The sequence below is a fragment of the Collinsella aerofaciens genome, assembly GCF_041537385.1.
In the GTDB taxonomy this organism is placed as follows: Bacteria; Actinomycetota; Coriobacteriia; order Coriobacteriales; family Coriobacteriaceae; genus Collinsella; species Collinsella aerofaciens_BV.
The window spans coordinates 647,162-669,647 of the sequence record NZ_JBGORS010000001.1 but is presented as its reverse complement, the minus strand read 5'-3'; the positions used below and the strand labels follow the sequence as shown (position 1 = coordinate 669,647).

General features: G+C 57.7%; 20 protein-coding genes and 1 riboswitch. Of the genes, 15 read left to right on the top strand and 5 right to left on the bottom strand.

Annotated elements, in window-relative coordinates; all coding sequences use genetic code 11:
• Positions 1–64: 64 nt before the first annotated feature.
• The 3 genes from ACEG18_RS03015 (at position 65) to ACEG18_RS03005 (ending at position 3,892) form a co-directional block, all read left to right on the top strand.
• A complete protein-coding gene (locus ACEG18_RS03015; RefSeq protein WP_372541189.1) occupies positions 65–1,489 on the top strand; it encodes a PTS transporter subunit EIIC in 1,425 nt (474 codons plus the stop codon).
• 191 nt (positions 1,490–1,680) lie between these two features.
• Complete coding sequence (locus ACEG18_RS03010; RefSeq protein WP_372541188.1) at positions 1,681–2,892, top strand: hypothetical protein; 1,212 nt, start codon at positions 1,681–1,683, stop codon at positions 2,890–2,892.
• Between the two features lie 100 nt (positions 2,893–2,992).
• A complete protein-coding gene (locus tag ACEG18_RS03005) occupies positions 2,993–3,892 on the top strand; it encodes an AEC family transporter (protein ID WP_372541249.1) in 900 nt (299 codons plus the stop codon).
• A gap of 577 nt (positions 3,893–4,469) precedes the next feature.
• Here ACEG18_RS03005 and ACEG18_RS03000 read toward each other — a convergent pair.
• Positions 4,470–5,261 (bottom strand): ATP-binding cassette domain-containing protein, encoded by a 792-nt coding sequence (locus ACEG18_RS03000; RefSeq protein ID WP_372541187.1) that lies wholly within the window; start codon positions 5,259–5,261, stop codon positions 4,470–4,472.
• A complete protein-coding gene (locus tag ACEG18_RS02995) occupies positions 5,240–5,623 on the bottom strand; it encodes a hypothetical protein (protein WP_372541186.1) in 384 nt (127 codons plus the stop codon). The genes ACEG18_RS03000 and ACEG18_RS02995 overlap by 22 nt, the downstream gene beginning before the upstream one ends.
• A gap of 870 nt (positions 5,624–6,493) precedes the next feature.
• On the opposite strand from ACEG18_RS02995, the gene ACEG18_RS02990 reads away from it, so the two are divergent.
• The 7 genes from ACEG18_RS02990 (at position 6,494) to ACEG18_RS02960 (ending at position 13,978) form a co-directional block, all read left to right on the top strand.
• Positions 6,494–6,763, top strand: coding sequence for a hypothetical protein (locus ACEG18_RS02990; protein ID WP_372541248.1), 270 nt, complete (start codon positions 6,494–6,496; stop codon positions 6,761–6,763).
• Positions 6,756–7,034 carry a DUF4160 domain-containing protein gene (locus ACEG18_RS02985; protein WP_117635420.1) on the top strand — a complete coding sequence of 93 codons (279 nt, stop codon included), beginning with the start codon at positions 6,756–6,758 and terminating at the stop codon, positions 7,032–7,034. Before ACEG18_RS02990 ends, ACEG18_RS02985 begins: the two co-directional genes overlap by 8 nt.
• 133 nt (positions 7,035–7,167) lie before the next feature.
• Complete coding sequence (locus ACEG18_RS02980) at positions 7,168–9,156, top strand: NAD(+) synthase (RefSeq protein WP_372541185.1); 1,989 nt, start codon at positions 7,168–7,170, stop codon at positions 9,154–9,156.
• Positions 9,157–9,273: 117 nt separating this feature from the next.
• Positions 9,274–10,437 carry a pyridoxal phosphate-dependent aminotransferase gene (locus ACEG18_RS02975; RefSeq protein WP_372541184.1) on the top strand — a complete coding sequence of 388 codons (1,164 nt, stop codon included), beginning with the start codon at positions 9,274–9,276 and terminating at the stop codon, positions 10,435–10,437.
• A gap of 200 nt (positions 10,438–10,637) precedes the next feature.
• The gene (locus ACEG18_RS02970) at positions 10,638–11,588 is read left to right on the top strand and encodes an L-lactate dehydrogenase (protein ID WP_089573042.1); all 951 of its coding nucleotides are present in this window, start codon (positions 10,638–10,640) and stop codon (positions 11,586–11,588) included.
• Between the two features lie 113 nt (positions 11,589–11,701).
• The gene (locus tag ACEG18_RS02965) at positions 11,702–12,862 is read left to right on the top strand and encodes a DUF2974 domain-containing protein (protein ID WP_372541183.1); all 1,161 of its coding nucleotides are present in this window, start codon (positions 11,702–11,704) and stop codon (positions 12,860–12,862) included.
• A gap of 111 nt (positions 12,863–12,973) precedes the next feature.
• Positions 12,974–13,978 carry a nucleoid-associated protein gene (locus tag ACEG18_RS02960; protein WP_372541182.1) on the top strand — a complete coding sequence of 335 codons (1,005 nt, stop codon included), beginning with the start codon at positions 12,974–12,976 and terminating at the stop codon, positions 13,976–13,978.
• A 247-nt stretch (positions 13,979–14,225) separates the two neighbouring features.
• Here the strand turns inward: ACEG18_RS02960 and dapD are convergent, their stop codons facing one another.
• The 3 genes from dapD to dapA are packed head-to-tail and all read right to left on the bottom strand — an operon-like array spanning position 14,226 to position 18,027.
• Positions 14,226–14,945 carry a 2,3,4,5-tetrahydropyridine-2,6-dicarboxylate N-acetyltransferase gene (dapD, locus tag ACEG18_RS02955; RefSeq protein ID WP_372541181.1) on the bottom strand — a complete coding sequence of 240 codons (720 nt, stop codon included), beginning with the start codon at positions 14,943–14,945 and terminating at the stop codon, positions 14,226–14,228.
• A gap of 39 nt (positions 14,946–14,984) precedes the next feature.
• Complete coding sequence (dapB, locus tag ACEG18_RS02950; RefSeq protein WP_372541180.1) at positions 14,985–15,725, bottom strand: 4-hydroxy-tetrahydrodipicolinate reductase; 741 nt, start codon at positions 15,723–15,725, stop codon at positions 14,985–14,987.
• Positions 15,718–18,027: a 4-hydroxy-tetrahydrodipicolinate synthase gene (gene dapA, locus ACEG18_RS02945; protein WP_372541179.1), complete on the bottom strand. Its 2,310-nt coding sequence runs from the start codon at positions 18,025–18,027 to the stop codon at positions 15,718–15,720. The genes dapB and dapA overlap by 8 nt, the downstream gene beginning before the upstream one ends.
• Before the next feature lie 65 nt (positions 18,028–18,092).
• Positions 18,093–18,261, bottom strand: a riboswitch (Lysine riboswitch).
• A 145-nt stretch (positions 18,262–18,406) separates the two neighbouring features.
• Between dapA and ACEG18_RS02940 the strand changes: the two genes are divergently transcribed.
• The 5 genes from ACEG18_RS02940 to ACEG18_RS02920 all read left to right on the top strand — a co-directional run bounded on the left by ACEG18_RS02940 (position 18,407) and on the right by ACEG18_RS02920 (position 22,461).
• Positions 18,407–19,594: an amidohydrolase gene (locus ACEG18_RS02940; RefSeq protein ID WP_372541178.1), complete on the top strand. Its 1,188-nt coding sequence runs from the start codon at positions 18,407–18,409 to the stop codon at positions 19,592–19,594.
• 2 nt (positions 19,595–19,596) lie between these two features.
• Entirely contained in the window at positions 19,597–19,920 is a 324-nt protein-coding gene (locus ACEG18_RS02935; protein WP_143759215.1) for a hypothetical protein, read from the top strand.
• Between the two features lie 164 nt (positions 19,921–20,084).
• Positions 20,085–20,528 carry an FxLYD domain-containing protein gene (locus ACEG18_RS02930; RefSeq protein ID WP_117637493.1) on the top strand — a complete coding sequence of 148 codons (444 nt, stop codon included), beginning with the start codon at positions 20,085–20,087 and terminating at the stop codon, positions 20,526–20,528.
• 32 nt (positions 20,529–20,560) lie between these two features.
• A complete protein-coding gene (locus ACEG18_RS02925; protein ID WP_117637494.1) occupies positions 20,561–20,983 on the top strand; it encodes an XRE family transcriptional regulator in 423 nt (140 codons plus the stop codon).
• Positions 20,984–21,081: 98 nt separating this feature from the next.
• Entirely contained in the window at positions 21,082–22,461 is a 1,380-nt protein-coding gene (locus tag ACEG18_RS02920) for a serine/threonine protein kinase (RefSeq protein WP_372541177.1), read from the top strand.
• Positions 22,462–22,486 lie beyond the last annotated feature (25 nt).

The window sequence follows — 22,486 nt, the reverse complement described above, 5'->3', positions numbered from 1 at the left end:
GGCCTGCCGTAATCGGACCTCGTGCATGCGCAGGCGCGAGGCGGAAAAGCAAGGGAGTTCAGTTATGGCTGATAACAAGAAAATCGCAGCCGATGTGCTCGAAGCCGTCGGAGGCAAGGAAAACGTGACGTTTGTGGCGCATTGCATGACGCGTCTGCGCTTTAATCTTAAGGATATCGATATGCCCGATATCAAGGAGATAAAGAAGATTAACGGCGTGCTGGGCGCCCAGATTTCGGGAACGCAGTTTCAGGTGATCGTGGGCCAAAACGTGCCCAAGGTCTACGATGAGCTCTGTAAGCTTGGTGGGTTTGCCAAGCAGGATGCCATCGATGAGAACCTCGACACCCCTAAGCAAAAGCTCACGCCTAAGGTCATAGGCAATAACATCCTCAACTATCTCTCGAGCTCCATGGTGCCTATGATCCCCGTGCTCATGTGCGCCGGCCTCTTCAAGACCGTCGCCGTGGTGCTGGGCCCCACGATGGCGGGCGTGCTGACCGAGACGAACGACCTCTACGTTCTCATGAACATGGTCTACGACGCTGCGTTCTACTTCATTCCCATTTACCTCGGTTACAACGCGGCCAAGAATATCGGTGTGACACCGGTTCTCGGTGCCTTTATGGGCGGCATCCTCATCGACCCGACCATGATCCAGATGGCAACGGATGGGGCGCAGTTCTCCGTATACGGCATCCCTTGCGTTGCGGCAAACTACACCAAGACGGTTTTGCCCATTCTTCTTTCTGTTTGGGCGATGAGCTATATTGAGCGCTTTTTCCGCAAATATGTGCCAGATACCCTTTCAACGGTTTTCGCGCCTTTCCTCACCATGGTCGTTGCCGTTCCTGTATCTCTCTGCGCTCTTGCCCCTGTTGGTTCGTGGGCAGGCAACGCCCTTGCCGCTGGTTTTGAGTTTCTCGGAACTTCCGGTGGTGTCGTCGCCATTATCGGAGGAGGTATTCTGGCGGGTCTTTGGTGCCCAATGATTATTACTGGCATGCATGTGGCGGTTGCGATGATTGCCATTGCCAACTATATGACCGTGGGGTCCGATGGCTTTGTTTTGGTCGCGACGGGCGTCAGTCTTTGGGCGACCTTCGGTTGCGAGGTGGCGACATGGCTCAAACTGCGTGATAAAGACGAGAAGAATATGGCATTCGGTTATTTGGTTGCAAACATTGTCGGAGGCGTCGGTGAGCCTTTCATCTACGGCATGATGCTGCGCTATCGCCGCGTGTTTGTCTGGAAGATTATCGGCTCCTTTGTTGCCGGTGCACTAGCAATCGCTCTCGGGGCCACGGTTTATACTGCCGGCGCGGCATCTAACTTCCTAGAGTTCCTCGCGTTTGCGGGCGGTGGGACCCAGAACCTCATCAACTTTGGAATCGCCGCCGCTGCAGGCTTCCTTGTAAGCGCCTTGGGCACGTATTTCTTTGGCTTTACTGAAGACGAACTCGAGAACGGTCCCGTTTCGGAGCGCTAACGCTTAGATGTGTTGCACCTGATAAGGATGCGAAACGGGAGGGGCGTCAACTGGGCGTCCCTCCTGTTATCAATAGCTGTTGACGGTCGCATAGCGTTTGGTGCTGATGGGCGAGCGTCTATAGGGGCGCTCGCTCTCATCCTGATATCAATTGGGAAAACAGGCGCCTTTTTGGAAAGGATTATGGCTACATGAAGGTCGAGTTTGGGATCGAAAAGGTTAACGTGACGCCTGAGTCGTCCTGTCGTATGGGGGGTTACAACCGAAGTGAAACATGGACGGATGTTCTAGACGATATTGAGGTCAATGCATGCTCTCTTCGTATCGATGCTGTCCCGTTCATTCTTATTGAGCTTGACTCGATTATGGTATCAAGGGAGTTTGCACTTTCGGTTAAAGCCTCCGTTTCGGCTAAGACGGGTGTCGATGCAGGCAATATTACCGTCGCCTGTATCCATACGCACTCCGCTCCCTGCTACTTCAAGCTTGCCTTTGAGGAAACCTTGCCCGAGGCTCAGCTGACGGAGCGTCTCGCTATCTCTGCGGTAGATGCCGGTGTATCTGCATGGGTCAACAGGAAAAACGCGATCGTTTCCATGGAGACGCTCGAGGTTGACGGGCTGTACGGAAATCGCAACGTAAAAAACGGGCCCGCAGACAAGAGCGTGACGCTGTTCTCCTTTCTGTCTGCAGACGGAGGGACGCCTCTTGGCAGTGTCATGTTCATTTCGGCCCATCCAACCATTCTCAACGGGAAGAGCAGGGCTTTGTCTGCAGACTTAATCGGCCAGGTTAGATTACGATTGGAAAGCAAGCGCGGGTGCCCCGTGCTCTGTATAAACGGAGCCTGCGGCGATGTTTCGACTCGTTTTTACCGTCAGGGCGATGGAGCTGCGGAGCTCATGCGGACGGCCGACGAGCTCTGCGATCAAATCGAATTAAAGCGCAAGAAGCTTGATTTGCGCGTAGATACCCCTAGATGGGGCTCGATTGCCATGCGGAGCGTCTACGATGCGGCCAGCGATCCAGATTGGAAATGGATGACGGACCGGGTAGAAAACAGCGAGGCAAATCCCATGAAGGATTTTCTTCTTAAACGCCAGCAGCTTAAGCGTTCCATGGGCAAAATCGAGCTCGAATTGCCGAGCCAATTTGCTGTGATAGGAAACTGTATTTTTATTACTATGCCTTGCGACACTTGTAGCGCTTTGGGCCTTGACTTTAAGAGGGCCTTTGTTGGCTATAACGTTTTTATTATTGGCTATGCAAATACATACTGCAATTATTTGGTCCCCCGAGAAGATTACGGCAAGTATTTTGAGACGTTTAACTCCAGAACGCCGCGAGGGCTTGCTGACGAGTTTGTCTCAAGGGTCATTCGTGCGGTTGGGGCACTGCTGTAGGAAGTAGGTGAAAGCGCCGGTCGGTTGGTGCTGTGGGGCCGACTTTGGTTGTGGTATCGGGCGTACTGGATGATTTTTTGGAGTGTCTAATTTGTCAATTGTGGGACCTCTTATTCAACAAGTTCTTATCATGTTTTTGCTCATGGGCGTGGGGTTTTGCCTTACCCGGGGAAAGATATTGGATGCGCGTTCAGCAAGGGATTTTGGCAAGCTGCTGATAAACCTCGTGCTTCCCGTCATTATCTTTAAATCGTTTTGGACTGAGTTTTCTTTTGCCAAGCTGAACGAGCTGGCCGTGACGTTCTTTCTGTCTGCCACGTTGCTTCTGCTCGCCGCTGTGGTTTCTCATATGCTGTTTAGAAAGTGGCCAATCGATAACTTTGCCTCCGCGTTTTCAAATGCGGGCTTTATCGGCATTCCTCTTGTTGGGGCTGTCCTTGGGGAAGACGCCGTTTTTTTAATTGCGTGCATGATTGCGCTGCTCAATGCAGCGCAGTGGACATACGGGCAGTATCTCTTGTCGGGCTCGAAGGACTGCGTAAACCTCCGAGCTATCATGACGAGTCCGATGGTCCTCTCCCTTATAGCCGGCGTTGTCGTTTTTGTTGCACGTATACCGATGATTCCTATCGCCGACTCCTTGCTTTCCCTGATTGCGGCTCTCAATAGCCCGTTGGCGATGCTGACGCTCGGAATCTATTTGGCTCGATCCGATTTACGTGCGCTCGCGGGGACAAAGAGCCTGTATCGGGTCTCGGCGGTGCGACTGTTTGCCATCCCTCTTCTCTCCCTGCTTCTTTTAGGTATCGTCCCCTGCGGCAAGGGCATAAAACTGGCGTTACTGATAGCAGCGGCGACGCCCACTGGTGCGAATGTGGCGATCTTTTCTCAACAGCTTGATAAGGACTATCGATATGCATGCGGAACGGTTTGTATAACCACGCTTCTATCCATGCTTTCTATGCCGTTGATGATTGCTGTTGGCCAGTTAGTACTCTAAATCCGCCTACCGGTGGGCCCTGGTTATCGCTCGCCTATGTCCTGTCGCTCCACGCGACGCCGGATGAACGCTTCGTAGCGGTCGATTATCGGAAGAATCCAAAAACTGAGTCTCCGTGGTCAGCGTCGCTCCCTGCACGGCAGAGCTCGGGGTGTTCGTGCAAGTTGACATCATCCACGAGTAAGCTATAGGGACTCATAGGCGGGCCACTGTCGACTGTGTTGGGATAGCCGCCCTCATGCATAAAGCATATGCCGTCGTAGGGAGCAATGATGCCGAGACAATGGTCGCGGAGGCAGGCACGCCGTCTTACTGATTCACAATGCGGTACTCACCGAAGGGTGCCCGCCTGAAGGCGAGCCGACCAGTACAAGCCTGTCGGAGTTGATATCAAAGTGCCTAGCGTGGGGCATGTTGGGGTTATAACGGCAGACATTTTCCTCGCCCGTCGCGCCTTGGACCTCGGCGTCTTTGACCGTGCGTATGGACTCGGGAAGCTCCTCGTGCGTTCATGCGCTCGGCTCCATGGGCGTTTCATTTTTCAAAGGGTTGACGAGGGCTGTCGAATCCCCCTCGTTTAGCGAGAGTTGTGGAGCACTTCGATTATGCACTTTGATTGGGCAAGATCATCGATTAGCCTGTCCTGGGCTGTTCGCGCTTTTTCGTCAAGGTTGGCGTCCCACTCATCTAAGAGAGCCACGTCGCAGTCCTTTTCTAGATAACCAGACTCCAAGAGTTTGAGTATTCGAGCGACCGCTTGTCTGCTTGAAGCCTCTTTCGTGTCAAGCTCAGTGAAATAAAGCTCCGAATGGGCGGGAAGAAGAAAAGTCCTGTCTTCCAATCTTTCTTTGGGCAGTGCCAAGAGAGTGCTTTTGCCGCTGCCATTGGCTCCTCGTAGCGTCGTTCTCCCCAGGGAGAAATTTCGAGTGGCGGCTTCAATATCTGCCATATTCTTGGGAACAGCGCCGCTCTTTTCCTCTTCTGCTGGGATAATCCGCAGCTTGCCCCATTCAATGAGTCCATGTTGGCGTTTTTCTTCATTGGTGAGAATCAGGTTGTTTCGAACTAATGTGGTCCTCGTTGTCCTTTCGGAGAGCTGGATTGCATATACAACTATCACGTTGATGTTTTGAAGAATCGATACCCGCCTTGGGAGAATGGCTATAAGGGTTGTTAACAGGACGGGGCCGTCTGCGTGGGCAAGGCAGTAATGGATTGTCGTAACGATAAACGGGATGGTGCTTACCACTGCTGTGAGGGTGGAGAGCCTGCCTCGAGCGAGCGTAAGGCAGACCTGCGCCCACTTTGAGGCGTTTTCTCTTGCGAGATTAATACGTGCTCCAGTCTCTAAAGCAGCGGGAGTTTCCAATCCACGAATTTGAGGTGCACTTTCGTATTGCAGAAAAGAGGCTCGCCGTGCAGCCTGAGAGCGTGAGGCTCCTTTTCCGTTTTAATGCGCTTGTTAAAGAAAGCGCCAGTTGCGCCATAGTTTGAAGTTGCGGCATGGCTTACGGCCTTATTGAGAAACCAGTACTTTGACCATTCTTTTCCGAATTCGATTAACATCTCAGGGATACTGACGGAAGCTAGCAGGACGCAGAACACAATCAACGAATGAGTGGGGTCAATGCATGCAGATACGTCGCCAGCGGCATGCGCGATGGCGATGGTGGTAAGGGCAACTATTCTCTTCTGGGTAAGGATGCCGATGATACAAAGGACTACCGGCATGACTGAGAACCTCCAAAGGGATTGCGAAGCAACTCGTGGATTCGCGGCATGGTTACGCAATCAACGAATTGATAGAAGGTCTCAGCTTGTCTTCGAGCATCGATTTGTTTCGGATGCCTATCAATGAGCATAACCAGTTCCATGGCGCCTCTCGTAATATGGGGCATGACGACAATAGACTCAGATTGTATGAGTGGCCACTTGGGCTAAGAGGTTAGTAGCGGATGAGAGTCAAATCCTGCTCGCCCTTATGCTTTTTGGCATAAGAAGCTCCGGGAACGTTATTTAAAAGAGAATCAGATGCACCGATTCCATATTTAGACAAATAGAGCGCAAATCATCAGTTGACATAATAAAACCTCCCTGTGGGGGCCTATCATCGCCGTGCCGAATGGACTACCCTTTTTTAAGGCTTAAATTGAATTGCCGAATTGTCTATTGGAAAACTACAATGGACTAGTCCAATCTGCGAGAACTAAACTGAGCATCTTTTATTGCATTTTAGTGTTAAGCGAGATTCTTCAAGAGAGATTATCAAATTTTGTCGCTCGGTTCACGTCTGTTATCCAGGTTGCCTATCTAGGGATGCGGCACCTAGTTGTCCGAAGCCGTGCCCTGGTTTGAGCTGTCGGATGCCGTGCCAGATGCGGAACCGCTCGAGCTACTGTTGCTGCTGTCGGCTGTGCCCGGTCCCGACGCATTGCCGTTTGCCTTGTCGTCCATGCTCGGTTGCAAGCCATCGGTTGTCTGGCTTGAGTCGGTAACAGATGCCATCAACTTATCAAAGATCAACTCATCAAGGGGGCTCGCTGTCTTTGGTGTAATAGCTTGATGCTAAACTGGATTTACGATTGCGAGGTGGTTTACGTGATGTACCCGTATATGACATTCGAAGACGGTACCGAGGTCATTCATTCTGACCTGATTGCGGATGGCGATATCGAAAAGGTTATCGTGCATTTTGAACGACCGACGGCAGAGGGCTTCGACTCCGCTCGTTGTGAGTTACCTTCTTACAATTGGACTATGTGGGAAGGGCGTTTCACCGACGAGGAGAAGCGAGGATTTGAGACTTTTCTGAGCAATAACGCCCATCTACTGTATCGCTACGCCGCAAACGGAGGAGCTAAAGTTGCCTAGCCTTTTTCTTATTGGCGGCTATAGGGTCTTCTTTTGGTCCAACGAAGCGGGCGAGCCAATCCATGTCCATGTTTGCAAGGGAGCGCCTTCAGATAACTCGGCCAAAATCTGGCTGACTCGCAGGGGAGGTTGCATTGTCGCTAATAACAAAGCGAAGATTCCCCGGAGCACGCTTGACGACCTCTGTGAAATTATCGCCGCTCAGCATGAATTGATTTGCTCTAAATGGAAGGCATTTTTCCTTGTGGACGAGATCTCGTTCTACTGCTAAACGCCATTCTGACTTCTCTTTTCAATTTTTATCATGAGTCTGCCCCACCAGCGCTGATTGAACTTGACAGTACAATGGAGGCGGACTTTATCGCCGCCGCTCGTTGCGGCTAAACGGATGTGTTGGAGCTCGCATGAACGATTTTCTAAACGGTCAAGTTAAGAACGATGGCTTTTTGCGTGTGGCGGCGGCGTCGCCGCAGATTCGCGTTGCCGATGTCGAGGGCAATGCCGAGGTTGCGCTGGCGGCTGTTCGCGATGCTGCCGAGCGCGGCGTTCGTGCGCTGGCGCTGCCCGAGCTTAACCTGACCGGCTATACCGCGGCCGACCTGTTCCATAACCGCACACTGCTGCATGCCTGCGAGGCGGCGCTTGAGTTTATCCTCGATGAAACCCGTGAGCTGCCGATCGTCTTTACCGTCGGCCTTCCCGTTGCGGTGGCCGAAAACATCTACAACTGCGCGGCCGTGTGCTGCGCGGGCGAGCTTTTGGGCCTTACGGCTAAGAAATATTTGCCCAACTACGGTGAGTTTTATGAGCGCCGCTGGTTTGCTCCGGCGCCTGCCGATCCCGTGTGGGTTGAATTTGCCGGTCAGGGTCCGGTGCCGCTTGGCTCGGGGCTTGTCTACCGCTGCTGTGATGAGGGCGCCGAGGACCTGGTGCTGGGCGTTGAGGTCTGTGAGGACCTGTGGGTGCCGGCGCCCCCTTCGACCGAGATGGCGCTTGCCGGTGCGACGGTGATTCTCAACCCGTCGGCCTCGGACGAGATTATCGGTAAGGCAGATTACCGCCGCAGCCTTATCTCTAACCAAAGCGCGCGCCTGTACTGTGCCTATGCCTACGCGGATGCGAGTGAGGGCGAGTCCACGACCGACATGGTCTTTGCGGGCGAGAACCTCGTCTACGAAAACGGCTCGAAGCTCGCCGCGACCAAACTGCTTACCTGCGACATGGCCATCGCCGACGTCGATCTTGACCGTCTGGTTGCCGAGCGCCGCCGCTCGACGACGTGGACGCGCGCGGACGATGCACCGGAGGCCACGACCGTTGAGTTCTCTTTTGAGGGCGTGCTGACAGACGAACCTGTCCTGCGCGATGCACTCGGCATCGACCGTGTCTTCCCCCGCGCGCCCTTTGTGCCGGCCGACCATGGTGACCTGGCCGAGCGTTGCGAGACCATTCTCGACCTGCAGACCGCCGGCCTCAAGACCCGCCTGGCCCATACGGGCACCAAGGCTGCAGTCATCGGTCTTTCGGGCGGCCTGGACTCCACGCTGGCACTGCTTGTGACCGTGCGCGCCTTCGATGCACTGGGGCTGCCGCGCACCGGTATCACGGCCGTGTCCATGCCCGGCTTTGGCACGACGCATCGCACCAAGTCGAATGCCGAGTCGCTCGCTCGCGACCTTGGCGTGAGCTTCCGCGAGGTTTCGATCCACGCGGCCGTGGAGCAGCACTTCAAGGACATTGAGCACGATCCGGCCGTGCAGGACGTGACCTACGAGAACAGCCAGGCCCGCGAGCGTACGCAGATTCTGATGGATCTGGCCAATCAGGCCGGCGGTTTTGTCATCGGCACGGGCGACCTGTCGGAGCTGGCGCTCGGCTGGGCTACCTACAACGGCGACCACATGAGCATGTACGCCGTCAATGCGAGCGTGCCCAAGACGCTTGTGCGCCATCTGGTGCGCTATGCCGCTGATGTTTTTGGCGGGCGTATTGCCGAGGTCTTGCTCGATATCCTCGATACGCCGGTGTCCCCCGAGCTTCTGCCGCCCACGGGCGACGGCGAGATTGCGCAGAAGACTGAGGATTTGGTGGGCCCGTACGAGCTGCACGATTACTTCCTCTATTACCTGCTGCGTTTTGGCTTTGAGCCGGGCAAGATCTACCGCATGGCGCTCAAGAGTTTCGAGGGTGTCTACGACGCCAAGACCGTCCACACGTGGCTGCGTACGTTCTATCGTCGCTTCTTTGCCCAGCAGTTTAAGCGCAGCTGCCTGCCCGATGGCCCCAAGGTTGGTTCGGTGACGCTCAGCCCGCGCGGCGATTGGCGTATGCCGAGTGACGCCAGCTCGCGTCTGTGGCTTGCGCAGATCGACGCGCTCAATCCAGTTGACTAAGGTTGGCTAAATTGAACCAATACGGGGGTTGCAAGCGTTACACTTTTGCAATCTGATGGCCCGTATCGCGCGGCGCTCTTGTCGGAGCGCCGCGTTTTTATATCGGAAGGTGGCACCATGCAGGCATCGCAGCGTCTCGACCGCTTTGGCGCGGAGGTCTTCGCCTCGCTCAACAACAAGCTGCTCGCGCTGAAGGCTCAGGGCAAGACCATTTACAACATGAGCGTGGGCACGCCCGACTTTAAGCCGTACGGCCACGTGGTCGAGGCGCTCACGCAAGCGGCCCAGGATCCCGAGATGTGGAAGTACGCCTTGCGCGACCTGCCCGAACTCAAGCAGGCCGTGTGCGATTACTATGAGCGTCGCTTTGGCGTTTCGGGCATTACACCGTCCATGGTGCAGTCGTGCAACGGCACGCAGGAGGGCGTGGGCCATTTGGGCCTGGCCCTGCTCGATCCGGGTGACACCATCCTGGTTCCCGATCCGTGCTACCCGGTCTTTGAGGCGGGTGCGAAGATTGCCGATGCCAAGCTCGAGTACTATCCGCTGGTTGCCGAGCATAATTACCTGCCCTATGTGGCGGGCATCGATCCCGAGGTGGCCGATCGTGCCAAGTATATGATCGTGTCGCTGCCCGCCAACCCGGTGGGTTCGGTGGGCACGCCCGAGGTCTACGAGGAGATCATCGCTTTTGCCCGCGAGCACGACCTGCTGATCGTTCACGACAACGCATACTCCGACATCGTGTTTGACGGTGAGCCGGGCGGCAGCTTCTTGCAGTATCCCGGTGCGCTCGAGGTGGGCGTGGAGTTCTTCTCGCTCTCCAAGTCGTTTAACGTCACCGGTGCGCGTATCGGCTTTTTGGTCGGCCGCGAGGATGTGGTCTCGGCCTTTGCCAAGCTGCGCGGCCAGATCGACTTTGGCATGTTCTTCCCGATCCAGAAGGCTGCTATCGCCTGCCTGAACGGTCCGCGCTATGAGGTCGAGGCGCAGCGTCTGAAGTACCAGGAGCGCCGCGATGCCCTGTGCGACGGTCTTGAGGGCGTGGGCTGGGAGCGTCCCAACGCGCATGGCTCTATGTTTGTGTGGGCCAAGCTTCCCGGTGGTCGCACCGATTCCATGGCGTTTTGCGAGGAGCTCATGGAGAAGGCCGGCGTTGTGGTGACGCCGGGCGCGAGCTTTGGTCCTTCGGGCGAGGGGCACGTGCGCATGGCGCTGGTCTTGCCGCCCGACCAGATTGCTTTGGCTGTCGAGGCCATTCGCGAGGCGGGCCTGTATTAGAAAGCTATTCCGCTCGTCAATAGCTCGAAACCGATTTCGTGCAGTTATTTTACGATTTCTGCAAACAATTTCGGTAAACGGTCGATTTTTGGCTGCGAATAGGAGCATAATCAAAGTCCCGATTGGATGTATTGGGATTACGGCAAGCCGCTCGGGTCGTTCCCGGGCGGCTTGTTTGTGGAGAGAGATGGGAGTTTCTAATGGTTAACGAGAAGAAGGTCGCTATTGTCGGCTGCGGTTTCGTCGGCTCGTCGTCGGCGTTCGCGTTGATGCAGAGTGGTCTGTTCTCCGAGATGGTTCTCATCGACGTGGACAAGAACCGCGCCGAGGGTGAGGCCCTGGATATTGCGCACGGCATGACGTTTGCCGAGCCGATGAAGATCTACGCCGGCGATTATTCCGATGTCGCCGACGCCGCCATGATCGTCGTCACCGCTGGTGCTGCCCAGAAGCCCGGTGAGACCCGCCTGGACCTGGTCAACAAGAACGTCAGCATCTTTAAGTCCATTATTCCCGAGATTAAGAAGTCCGGCTTCGACGGCATTCTGCTCATCGTCTCCAACCCGGTCGATGTTCTGACCTACGCCGCCATCAAGATGTCCGGCCTGCCCGAGGGCCACGTCATCGGTTCCGGTACCGTGCTCGACACCGGCCGTCTGCAGCAGATGCTTGGTGCCCATGTCGAGGTCGACCCGCGCGATGTCCAGGCCTATGTCATGGGTGAGCACGGCGATTCCGAGTTTGTCGCTTGGTCCAGCGCTCAGGTTGCCGGCGTTCCGCTGAACACCTTCTGCGAGCTTCACGGTCATCTGGAGCATGAGGCTGCCGAGAAGCGCATCGCCGAGGACGTCAAGAACTCCGCCTACACCATCATCGAGAAGAAGCACGCCACCTACTATGGCGTCGCCATGGCCGTCAAGCGCATCTGCACCGCCGTCATGCGCGATGAGCAGACCGTTCTGCCCGTCTCCTCGCTCATGGTGGGCGAGTATGGCCTGTCCGATCTTGCCATCTCCATGCCGACGGTCGTTGGCCGCGACGGCGTTGTCTGCCGCGTCCCCGTGCCGCTGAACGATGACGAGCAGCATGAGCTTACCGCCTCCGCCAAGGCCCTCAAGGACATCATCGACAGCGTCGACTTCTCCTGCTAAATCAAGCTCGCTAAAGCGAAAAGCTACAATGAAGGCGTCCGGTCCACACGGTCCGGGCGCCTTTTTGGTGCAAAGTAACCTGACCCCAATGCGCCATAGTTGATGGGAACGCCATGTCGGATTCGCCTAATGTTTTGACCTATGCGCAGACGGCGTTTGACCCGTTTGAGGAACGGCCGTTCTGCGCTGTGGATAGCCTCGTCTTTGCGTGGTTGTCCTATTTGCGTTTGCCGGGTGATATGGCGGAGCTGACGAACTGGCAGGGCCTAGACGTACGCGAGCTGCTTCGTGCCGAGTGCTATCGGGACATGATTGGCGACCTGTGGGATCCAGAGGGGAGCAGGGCCTTGTTGGAGGCCGTGGCAGCAAGCCCTCGCTACCGTGGCGTGCACGTTTGCGGCTATCGTGCCGTGAGCGATGTGGTGGCGACAGAGCAGTTTGCAGCCATGGCGTTCCGGTTTCCGGCGGGGTTTAGCTATCTTTCCTTCCGTGGGACCGACAGTACGATTGTGGGCTGGAAAGAGGACTTTAACATGGCGTTCCGGTGTCCTGTGCCGGCCCAGGAATCCGCGGCGCGCTATGTGGACGAGGCGGCGGATGCGATTGACGGGCCGCTTTTGTGCGGAGGTCATTCCAAGGGTGGAAACCTTGCGGTGTACGGTGCGGCGATGTGCTCCGATGTCGCCCGTGAGCGAATCGAACGGGTGTATTCCCATGATGGTCCTGGCTTCGTCGAGGAGTTTCTGAACGGCAACGCTTTTGCCGATCTTTCCGGCCGCATCGATAAGACGCTGCCTCGGTCGTCGATCTTTGGCATGATGTTCGAGACACAGGAGGACTATGCCATCGTTGAGAGCACCGAGTTCAGCCTGCTGCAGCACAATCCCTTTAGCTGGGTGGTTGATGGTCGCGACTTCGTGTACTGTGAGCGCCTGTCCGCCGGTGCTCGATACGTTGATGGCTCCATTCGCGAGATGCTGCTTGCGGTGTCACCTAGCGAACGCGAGCGTTTTGTAGATGCATTGTTCTCCGTGTTTGAGGCTACGGGTGCTGAGCGGTTTGCGGATATCGCTGGGAATCTGCGCGAGAGCCTGCCCGTGATGCTCCAGGCTGCACAAGGCTTTGACAAGGATACGCGACGCTTTGTCTCGCAGACCATCGTGGCAATCCTTAAATGCGCACTGCTGCCCAAGCGACCCCAGATCGACATGCCCGCTGCCGGCAAGAGTTTGGCAGAACAGCTCGAGGCTTGGCAGTCCGAGCTCCTGCGCTAGCCATTGGTGCAAAGCAACCTGTCCCCGATGTACCAATCTTCGATGCGCTTGGGGAGGGCTCGACCGCTATACTGGTTCGTGCCGAAATCGATCTAGAACGGAATGCCGTATATGAAAATCAATCACGCGATTCTGCATATCCTGGACTTTGACTCTGCCGTCAACGTTATGAGCCAGCGCGAGCTCGATATCGAGAGCCGCACCGTGCGCAACTTCGTGACCACGCATCTGCGCCGCGCACGTACCTCGGCCGACAATAAACGCGCCACATTTGCCGAGAACTCTGCGTTTGGCGGCGAGCTCAAGGGCTATTTCTTTGGCGAGCGCGAGTTCGTGGAACTGTCGCAGCAGATTGCAGAGTTTATCTCCTCCGAGCTCACCAAAGCCGAGAAAGCCGAGTCCACCGACGTGCTCGTGGCCGATTTTGACGACGATGAGGATGCCCGCTGGTTTGCCGTGATGCTGCTGGGCTCCAAGCAGGCTTTTATGCACGAAGTGGGCCGCGAGGAGGGAGAGGTGCGCAACGACATCGCGCGCCACTACGCCATTCTGCCGAACCCCTCGCAAAAGGTGCCGAGCTATGCCATCGTGCGCGCGAGTACCATGGAGATCGGCTACGTGGACAAGAAGCGCAAGATTGCCGGCGAGGACCGTATGCTTATCCCCGATGGCCTGCTGCAGTGCGACACGGGCGTATCGGGCAAGGAGGTCATCGACACCGTGACGCGCGTGGTCGAGGAGGTCGCCGAGGAGCACGGTGCCAATACGGCCGTGGCGCTCGCCAAGGTTAAGGCCGCTGTGGCCGAGAAGGTCGAGGATGACGAGGAGCTTCCGCCTTGGGATATCGTCGATGAGGTCTTTGAGGACGAACCGGTTATCAAGGAGAGCGTACGTGCGGCGCTGACCGAAGAGAAGGTGCCCGAGCGTGTGCCCGTGGAGCGCAAGCAGGTCGAGCGTGCGGCCGTGCGCAACCACAAGATTCGTACCGACACGGGCATCGAGATCAGCTTTCCGGCCGAGATGGGCTCGAACTCCGAGTACATCGAGTTCGTCAACGAACCCAACGGCCTCATCTCCATCGAGCTCAAAAACATCGGCAGCATCGAGAATCGATAAACTGCGCCTGGACGCTGCAAAAAACAAAGGCCGAAGCCTCGGATGAGGGCTTCGGCCCTTTTTACTCGGGGCTTAATTACGCTACTGGTTGAGCATAAATCAGCGAAAACGCCCCAGAGCGAGCAAGGTGACGTGAAAGAGGAGGGCATTGACCTTTTGGTCATGCCCGACGATTGAACGTCAGATTGCCGCTCTGGGGCGTTTGTAGCGTCGAGTCGTTACGGCGTTTGGTAAAACGCCGTAACTATTACAGTTGGCGCAGGCCCTCTTCCAGGCCGGTCTTGCTGTCGGTCTTCTCGTCGCGCATCTTGATGACGCGGGCGGGGACACCGGCCACGACGGCACCAGCGGGGACGTCCTCGACGCACACGGCGCCGGCGGCAACGACAGCGCCCTTGCCTACGTGCACGCCTTCCAGGACCACGGCGTTGGCGCCGATCATGACATCGTCCTCGATGATGACGGGCGTGGCGCTGGCGGGCTCCACGACGCCTGCCAGCACGGTACCAGCGCCGATGTGGCAGTTCTTGCCCACGGTTGCGCGGCCGCCCAGCACGGCGCCCATATCGATCATGGAGCCTTCGCCAATGACGGAGCCGATGTTGATGATGGCACCCATCATGATGACGGCGCGATCGCCGATCTCGACGCGGTCACGGATGATCGCGCCCGGCTCGATGCGGGCGTTGATGCCCTTAAGGTCGAGCATGGGCACGGCGGAGTTGCGGCAATCGTTCTCCACATCGTAGTAATCGATGGAATCGGCATTGGCATCGAGGATGGCTTTGAGCTCATCCCAGTCACCAAAGACGGTCTTGCCACGACGACCGCCGTAGACGTGCGCATTGCTCCACTGGACCTTCATGCCGGGCTTCTCGCGCACGTACAGTTTGACGGGCGTCTTTTTGGGCGCTGTGGCGATGTAGTTGATAATCTCCTGGGCATCCATCTCGGCTGCATTGCTCATTTGCTGTCTCTCCTTTGGGTGGATCCGGTTGATACCTGGTTAGGCAAACATGACCTGGTCGAAGGTGTAGAAGCCGGGGTCGCGGGTGATGAGCTTCTGGGCGGCGGCTAGGGCGCCGTTGACAAAGATCTGGCGGCTCGTGGCACGGTGTGTGAGCGTGACCTCCTCGTCCTGGCCAAAGAAACTCACCTCGTGCACGCCGGCGACAGTGCCACCGCGCAGCGAGTGCATGCCGATCTCCTTGGGGTCGCGTGCACCGCACATGCCCTCGCGGCCATAGACGGGGTGGTAACCTGCCTCGGGCTCGGCTTCGACGACGGCGTCGAGCAGCAGCTTCGCGGTGCCGCTGGGGGCGTCGGCCTTTTGGTTGTGGTGCGTCTCGACAATCTCGCAGTCAAAGCCGGGCAGCTCACGCGTGGCCTGTGCCACCAGATGACGCAGGGCCGCGATGCCGATGGAGTAATTGCCGGAGTGCATGACGCGGGCGTTCTGACCCAGCTCGCGCAGGCGATCCATCTGCTCGGGCGTGTAGCCCGTGGTGCCCGAGACCAACGCCGCGCCCGTGCACTCGACATAGGCGACGACGGCATCGAAGGTCACGACGTTCGAGAAGTCGATGATGACGTCGGCTGCCGGGGCGCTCTCGAGCTCGGACAGATCAAAACCGATCTGGGCCACGATATCAAAAACGGGCTGCCCGGCGGCGTCGATAATGCCTTCGGCGGTAGTGCGGATGAGCGAGCCCATGCGGCCCGTTCCCATAATGACGGTCTTAATCAAGCAGACCAGCTCCCTTCAGAGCATCGGTAAGTGCGGCACGTGTGTCGTTGGCCATGGGGCACAGCGGCATACGGTAGTTTGCCTCGATCATGCCCATCTGAGCGAGCGCTTCCTTAACGGGGATGGGGTTGACCTCGCTAAAGAGGGCATTGATGAGCGGCTGGCCGGCAATCTGGATATCGCGGGCGCGCGCTACGTCGCCGTCCAGGTAGGCGCGGCACATGTCATGCACGAGCTGTGGCTGAACATCTGCCCACACGCTGATGGTGCCCGAGGCGCCCAGGCTCATGAGCGGCACGGTGAGGGCGTCCTCGCCCGAGTACATGCGGAAGTCATCGGACAGCAGGTGGGCGATCTTGGCTGCGTAGGCGACGTTGCCCGAGGCCTCCTTGATACCCATGATGTTGGGGTGCGCGGCCAAGCGCTCCACGTTGCGCACGCTGATGCCGCAGCCGCAGCGGCCGGGGATGTTGTACAGGATGCAGGGGATATCTACGGCGTCGGCCACGGTCTTAAAGTGCTGGTAGATGCCCTCTTCGTTAGACTTGTTGTAGTAGGGGGTAATGAGCAACAGACCATCGGCGCCCAGGCCCTGGTAAGTGAGCGACTTGGTGAGCATGGTCTGCGTGGAGTTAGAGCCCGAGCCGGCAATAACGGGGACGCGGCCTGCAACCTTCTTGACCACCGCGGCGACAACGGAGTTGTCCTCGTCATCGGTCATCGTGGCGCTCTCGCCGGTGGTGCCCAGGGCGAGGATGGCGTCGGTACCGTTTTGCAGGTGGAAATCGATAAGGCGCTCGAGTGCGTCAAAGTCGACACTGCCGTCCTTTTTAAACGGCGTGACAAGGGCGACGATTGAGCCCTCGAGGTTGCGGATGTCCATGTTCTTCTCCTTCGCTTCCGCGATCTGGATGCGTTTGTTCCATTGGGCGGCGACTGCCAGGCGCTCGTCCTGGGCGCGACGGCGGGCGCTTTCGGCGCGCGACTTGGCCAGCAGCTCACGACCGCACGGCAGCACGTCGAGCGTGGCAAAGTAATCACCCGGGCGCTCGGCGCGGCGGATAAGGTCGGCCGAGCCATCGGGACGCAGCAGGACCTCGGCGGAGCGCAGACGTCCGTTGTAGTTGTAGCCCATGGAGTAGCCATGCGCGCCGGTATCGTGGATCACGAGCAAGTCGCCCATGTCGATCCGCGGTAGCTCGCGGTCGATGGCGAACTTGTCGTTGTTCTCGCACAGATTGCCCGTAATGTCGTACGTGTTTGTGGCAGGCGCCGCGGTCTTGTCGGAGCCACCCGGCTGGCCCATCACCGTAATGTGGTGGTAGGCGCCATACATGGCAGGGCGGACCAGATCGACGGCACTGGCGTCGACACCGATATAGTCCTTGTAGATCTGCTTCTCGTGGATGGCCTTGGTGACCAGGCAGCCGTAGGGGCCCATCATAAAGCGGCCCATCTCGGTGCAGATGGCCACATCGCCCATGCCGGCAGGAACCAAGATCTCGTCGTATGCCGCGTGCACCCCCTCGCCGATGGCGTGAATGTCGTTGGCCTGCTGCTCGGGCAGATAAGGGATGCCGACGCCGCCAGACAGATTGATGAAGGCGACGTGTGCGTCGGTCTCGCGCTCCAGGCGCACGGCAAGCTCAAAGAGGATGCGCGCAAGCTTGGGGTAGTAGTCGTTGGTGACGGTATTGCTGGCGAGGAAGGCGTGGATACCAAAGTCCTCGGCGCCCTTGGCCTTGAGCATGCGGAAGGCCTCGAAGAGCTGCTCGGTGGTCATACCGTATTTGGAGTCGCCGGGGTTATCCATGATGCCGTTGGAGAGCTGGAACAGGCCGCCCGGATTAAAGCGGCAGCTGACCGTCTTGGGGATGGGCCCTGCGACGCGCTCAAAGAACTCGATGTGGCTGATGTCGTCAAAGTTGACGATGGCACCCAGCTTGTCGGCGAGCTCAAAGTCCGCCGCCGGCGTGTCGTTAGACGAGAACATGATGTCGTGTCCGGTGATGCCCAGCGAGCAGGCGATCATGAGCTCGGTATAGCTCGAGCAATCGCAGCCGCAGCCGTATTCGTTGAGAATGGAGATGAGCGCCGGGTTGGGGTTGGCCTTGACGGCAAAGTATTCCTTAAAGCCCGGGTTCCATGCAAAGGCATCGCGCACTTCTTGCATGTTGCGGCGGATGCCCGCCTCGTCGTATAGATGAAACGGCGTGGGGAACTGCTCGACGATATGCTCGAGTGTCTCCTTGTCCACAAACGGCTGCTTGGCCGCATACGCCTCGTTGGGGGTCAATGCCATGTCCCGTAAACCTCGCTATCCAGACGGCGCCATCTGCGCATCGAATCCGCATAGCGTGGACCCAATGTCCGGATAGCGCTCCCGCATTGCTGCAGACAGTCCTGCGGGTGTTTCCCGCAGGCCCACCAGGTTGTTCGTGCCCGAAAAACCCAGTTCGGCGGGTTTCGCCTCCCCGCGGGGTCAAAGCCTGCCGGCTCGCCCGCGGCTCTTCGTGCCCGCGCCTCTATCAAGTGGTAACTGACCCTACCACGTTGCACTTTACCAAACAAGAGTATTCGTATATAACGTTTAAAAAATGCAGGGATATGCTGGAAACATGTGTGCCACAATCCTGTATCACAATTAGTTGCAACAGGTGTGTCTCACGAAAGGATCCCCTATGACCGAGCTCCAAGAACTCCGTCGCTATCGCCGCGATCTTCATCGCATTCCGGAGCTCGACTTCGATCTTCCGAAGACCATCGCCTATATCGAGGGTGTGCTCGCTCCGCTCGCCTGCGAGGTGACCCATCCGTGCCCCAGCTGCGTCTGTGCTTTCTTCGATGCCGGCACGGGCGCCGCGCATGCCACGGCGATTCGCGCCGATATGGATGCGCTGCCCATTGCCGAGGCAACGGGGGCAGTGTTCGCTTCGACCTATCCCGGCAAGATGCATGCTTGCGGCCACGATGGACACATGGCCATGGCGCTTGCGGCGGCAACCTTTGTCGACCGTGCGATCCGTGAGCAGCCGGGCGCCATTAAGCGCAATGTGCTCTTTGTGTTTCAGCCGGCCGAGGAAACGACCGGTGGTGCTAAGACGGTGTGCGAGAGCGGCGTGTTCGAGCGCTACGGGGTGGATCGAATCTTCGGCTTCCACGTGTGGCCCGATCTGCCCGCCGGCACGTTGGCGAGCTGCTCTGGCCCATTGCTGGCGCGTTCGAGTGAGACACACATTCATATCCATGGCACGAGCATCCATATCGCTAAGACCTATGGCGTTCCGGTCGAGGAGTCGCACGATGCGGCGCTGGCGGCTGCCAAGTTCTTGGTTTCCGAGCGCGAGCTCATGGACGAGTTGGGTGTCGACGAGCCCTGCATTGGTAAGTTCGGCCTGCTGCAGGCCGGCACCGTCTGCAATGCGGTGGCGGGGGAGGCCCATGTTGCCGGCAGCCTACGTGTGTTTACGGACGACATGTTCGACCGCGCGCGCGAGGGCGTGCGCCGCGTGCTGGACGATGCCTGCGTCGCAACGGGCTGCACATATGACCTCGATTTTGCCGAGGGCTATCCGCCGGTCGATAACGACCCCGAGCTATTCGCCCACATTGCGCCTGTCTTGTCCGAGCTGCAACTCGTGGATGAGCCTTTGCTGATTGCCGAGGACTTCGCTTTCTATCAGCGCCATCTGCCAGGCGTGTTCTTCCTCCTGGGTACGGGCGTGCCGGAGGGACAAGATAATCCGATCGATTCGGATGGCTGTCCCGCCTATGCCACGAGCGCCCTTCACACTGATACCATGCTCTTTGACGAGGAAATCCTACTCAAAGGCCTCGATGTCTACAAACGATTGCTTGGCTTGGAGTGACGATGGAACGACGCCGACAGTCTGCCGTATATAGTCCGGGTGGATGCGGATGCGGTTTGCTGCTGCTTCCGGTCATCGCTGTGAGCATTGGCGTGATGTTTGTGTTTGCTGGGCTGGCTGCGGCGGCACTCGTACTGTTTATCACCGCCATCGGCGTGACGGTCTGGCTGTGCCGTTCTCGCGAGCAGCGCCGCGCCGACGGTAAGACCAATGTCGGCTGGGTCGTCTTCCTGATCATTGCGTACCTATTGAGCATCAGCTACCTGGTGTTCTTTGTCCTAATGATGATCAGTGCCTTTACCGGGAAATCCGTCACGGTGGGTTGATGCGCTGCCAGCAGACGGTCACGCAAAGTGCGTTTGCTCGGCGTCTGGATAGCTGCATTGGCCGTTTACCGCAACCTTAGCCCTCAGCTAATGAATTCAAGTTCAATCCTTTCTACGATGTGCTGTGTGCCGGCACGGTAGCCGGATCGTAGGAAGGATGAATAATGGCAAAAGAGGGAAAGAAGCCGATCGGCAAGATTGTCCTAGGCGTCATCGTGGTGCTGGTTATCGTCGGTGCCGTGGGCTCCATGGGTGGCAATTCAACCGATTCGTCTGCGAGCGATTCGGCAAAACCTGCCGAGGCGACACAGCAGGCTGAGGAGCAAAAAGAATCGCAAGAACCGTATACCATTGCTGACGAGGCTGAAGACACCTCCAGTCAGTTTGCCTATAAGATCACGGGCACGCTTACCAATAACACGGACAAGGAAAAGAGCTACATTCAGATTGAGTATGTTCTGTATGATGCCGATGGCAACCAGGTTGGAACGGCTCTTGCAAACACCAATCATCTGAAGGCGGGCGGCTCCTGGAAGTTCGAGGCGCTGGGTACGGTGTCTCCCGACCAGGTTGCTAGCTGGGAGCGTTCGGACGTAAGCGGTTTCTAGCATGTTGCATGCACTGGGGGAGGTGAAGTCGTATGCCCGATAAAAAGCTGACCGAGGAGCTGCTCAATGAGCTTCTCGATGCGCCGAACATCGATGGCTATATCAGGGAGCACGACTTTGCCGCCCCGTCGCTTTCGGACTACCTGAAGCAGCTGCTGCAGGAAAAGGGCTTGGAGCGCTCGCGCGTGGTTCGTATGGCCGATCTCAATGAGACCTTTGGCTATCAGATCTTTACCGGTGCGCGTCACCCGAGTCGCAATAAGGTGCTGCAGATTGCCTTTGCGATGGCGCTGACGCTCAAAGAGGCCAACCGTGCACTGACGGCTGCCGGGGTAAGCGTCCTCAACTGCAAGGATCGCCGTGATGCGATTATCATCTTTTGCATCGATCGCGGGTGCAGCCTCCAAAAGGTCAACGAGGAGCTGTATCGCTTTGGCGAGGAGACGGTGAGTTAGCGGCTGATATCTGAGCCGGCGGAGCTGCCGAACAACGATGCAAGCGAACGGGGCGCGGATGCCATGGGGTGTCTGCGCCCTGCGCTATGATGGAGGCTATGGATACTCAGACCACAACATATTCCGATGACGAGCTGACCGCAGCGCTTGCCGAACATCTGGCGTCGCTCGATCGCGACGACAGCTATCGCGTGGAGCGTGTACTTAAGCGCTCGTCCGTTGAAACAACCGAGCTCGTGTACTTTGAAGGAACCGGCGGTGGTTCGCTCGGCCCCTTTGTCCGTAAACGCATCGATGCTTCGGCTCAAATCGGCGGGGCATACGAGCGTCTGTTTGCCGCCCAGCGGGCAGGCAGGCGTTTTGAGCACCTGCCCAGAATCGTCGATTGTCGTCGTGTGGGCGACGAGCTCAACGTGGTTATGGAATACATCGAAGGGGAGACGCTCGGGGTGCTGGTGGACCGTCTGGGAGCCACCCCCGATTATGCGCGTGAATTGTATCCTGCCCTATGCGATGCCGTGGGCGAGCTCCACGCCGGTTTTGCAATGGCGGGGGAGACGTCGGCGCCGGTGATCCATCGCGACCTCAAACCGTCGAATATCATCGTGACGGGTGCGAACTGTACGCTCGATGAGGGCCTGACGTTTTCGTCGCTGGTGATTATCGACTTGGGGATCGCGCGCGTATGGCGCGATGGCGCCGATGCCGACACCGTCAAGTTTGGCACGCGACCCTATGCGCCGCCCGAGCAGTATGGGTTTGGGCAGACGAGTGTGCGCAGCGACGTCTACGCACTTGGCGCCCTGTTGTTCTTCTGCTTGACGGGAGTCGACCCTAAACCAGGGCTCGACATGCGCGAGCAATGCGAGGCGCGTGGCATTCCCACTCCACTTGCCGATGCCGTCTGCATGTCGATGGCGCTCGACCCGGCCAAGCGTTTTGCGAGTGCGGAAGCGTTGGGACGGGCGACGCGCTCGGCATACGATCTGAGCCGCCCCGTACGGCCTCCTACACCTGCGCCTGTCCGTACTCCGGCCTCGGAGACGGTGTTGACGCTCCAAGGGCTCCAGAACCCCGCAGGGCTTCCTAGGCCTGCCGCCTCCGCTGCATGCGGTCCGCTCTCTCGCGTTCCGGAGTCTCTGGGGCGCATTTGGAATACGCTTGTCTGCTTCTCCCTACTTGTGTTCTTTGCCGGAAGTCACTTTGCCGTCTTTCACCCCACGGGAGCAAACCAAAGCTACCCGACGTGGTTTCTCATAATCGAGTATTTTTTCTTTGTCGATGGCCTTATGGTGCTTATGCATTTTGCGCTGCTCGATAAGCGCCGTCTTCGTCGGCGATTCGCACTGCTCGACAGCTATCGCGGCAAGAAACTCGCGAAACTCTGGCTCAAGGCATTGGGCGTGCTGCTCCTATGCATGATCGTCATAGTCGCGGTTGCCAATGCGACCGGCGTCGTCGATACTTCCGCTACCTAAAAGAAAAGGGCCCCATTGGGGCCCT